The following is a 1,711-nucleotide window of genomic DNA, read 5'->3' as shown; positions in this document are numbered from 1 at the left end:
TCTTCGAGCTGGGCGGCGACTCCATCCTCGCCATCCAGGTGGTCTCACGCGCGCGTCAGGCCGGCCTGCATCTGGCCGCAAACCAGCTCTTCCAACACCAGACACTGGAAGCGCTGGCGCGCGTGGCAAAGCAGCAGGGTGGGCCGCAGGTCGATTCGGGCATGGTGCTCGGCACCTCCCTCCTGACGCCCATCCAGCTCGACTTCTTCGAGAAGGAACTCCTCGAACCGCACCACTTCGCCCAGGCCTTCATGCTCGCGTCGAGCGAGCCGGTGGACGTCCCGTGCCTGGAAGCGGCGCTGCGCGCGGTCGTCACCCACCACGACACGCTGCGGCTGCGCTTCACACGCCAGCAAGACGGCACCTGGAACCAGGAGTTCACCGGCCTGGAGTCCCTGGTCCGCCTGGAGCAGGTGGACCTCTCTTCCGTGCCCGAGGCGGAGCTGCCCACGGCCCTGGAGTCCGAAGCCTCCCGCCTCCACGCCAGCCACAGGCTGGATGAGGGGCTGCTCCTGCGCGCCGCCCTCTTCCACCTCGGAGCCGAGCGAGGCACACGGCTCCTGCTGTCGGTGCATCACCTGGGTGTGGATGGCGTCTCCTGGCGCACGCTGCTGGAGGACCTCGGCGCGGGGTATGTGCAGTCGAGACAGGGGCGCCCGGTGGCGCTGCCGCCCAGGTCCACGTCCTTCAAGACCTGGGCCTCGAAGCTGAGTGACTTCGCTCGCTCCGAGGAGGTCGCGCGTGAGCGGACGTATTGGCTGGAGGAGGGGCGACTCGAGGCTCCTGCCCTCCCCAGGGATGGCGCTGGCGGCGCCACTTCCGTGGCCTCCTCGCGCACGGTGGAGGTCTCCCTCGACGAAGTCCAGACGCGGCTCTTGTTGCAGGAGACTCCGGCTGCGTGGCGGGCGCACATCAACGATGTGCTGCTGACGGCGGTGGCCGAGAGCCTCACACACTGGATGGGCCAGCCGCGCCTGCGTGTGGAACTGGAGGGCCATGGCCGCGAGCCGTTCTCCGACGACGTGGACCTGTCTCGCACGGTGGGCTGGCTCACCACGCTGTATCCCGTGACGCTGGACGTCTCGGGGACGACGAGCCTGGGTGGCCGGTTGCGCGCGGTGAGGGACTCGCTGCGGCGCCTTCCCCGAAAGGGACTCGGCTACGGCCTGCTGCGCCACCTGTCGGACGATGAGCAATCCCAGCACCTCCGCGCGCTCCCTCGTGCCCAGGTGCTCTTCAACTACCTGGGCCAGTTCCATCAGTCCGCCGGTGACGACTCGGCGCTGAATCCGTTCACCGCCACGCGGGAGCCCCTCGGTGCCCTGCGCGCACCCAAGGCCGCGCTCTCCCACCTGCTGGAGATCAACGGCTACGTCTTCGAGGGCCGACTGACCCTGGTGTGGACGTACAGCCAGGCAGCGCACCGGCCAGAGACCATCCAGTCCCTGGCCGACCATTGCCTGCACACGCTGCGGCGGCTCATCGACGACCGAGACTCCGACGACGCCCGCCGCTTCACGCCCACCGACTTCCCGCTGGCGAAGCTGTCCCAGTCCGTGCTCGACCGGGTGCTGCCCGCGGGGACGCTGGCGGACGACCTCTATCCGCTGTCGCCCATGCAGCAGGGCATGCTCTTCCACACCCTCACGGCCCCGGGCTCCGGCGTCTACGTCACGCAGTTGGCGTGGACCTTCGGCGGCGCCGTGGACAT

Annotated in this window: 1 protein-coding gene; it reads left to right on the top strand. The window is 69.3% G+C overall.

All coding sequences use genetic code 11. The annotated features are described in order from the left end of the window. Window positions 1-1,711 (top strand): condensation domain-containing protein (locus HUA74_RS44865; protein ID WP_254625565.1); only part of this gene is annotated, 1,711 nt, incomplete at both ends.

This window comes from Myxococcus sp. CA051A (assembly GCF_013336705.1).
Lineage (GTDB): Bacteria > Myxococcota > Myxococcia > Myxococcales > Myxococcaceae > Myxococcus > Myxococcus llanfairpwllgwyngyllgogerychwyrndrobwllllantysiliogogogochensis.
The sequence above is the reverse complement of the archived record's forward strand: the minus strand, read 5'-3'. Positions and strand labels throughout refer to the sequence as shown.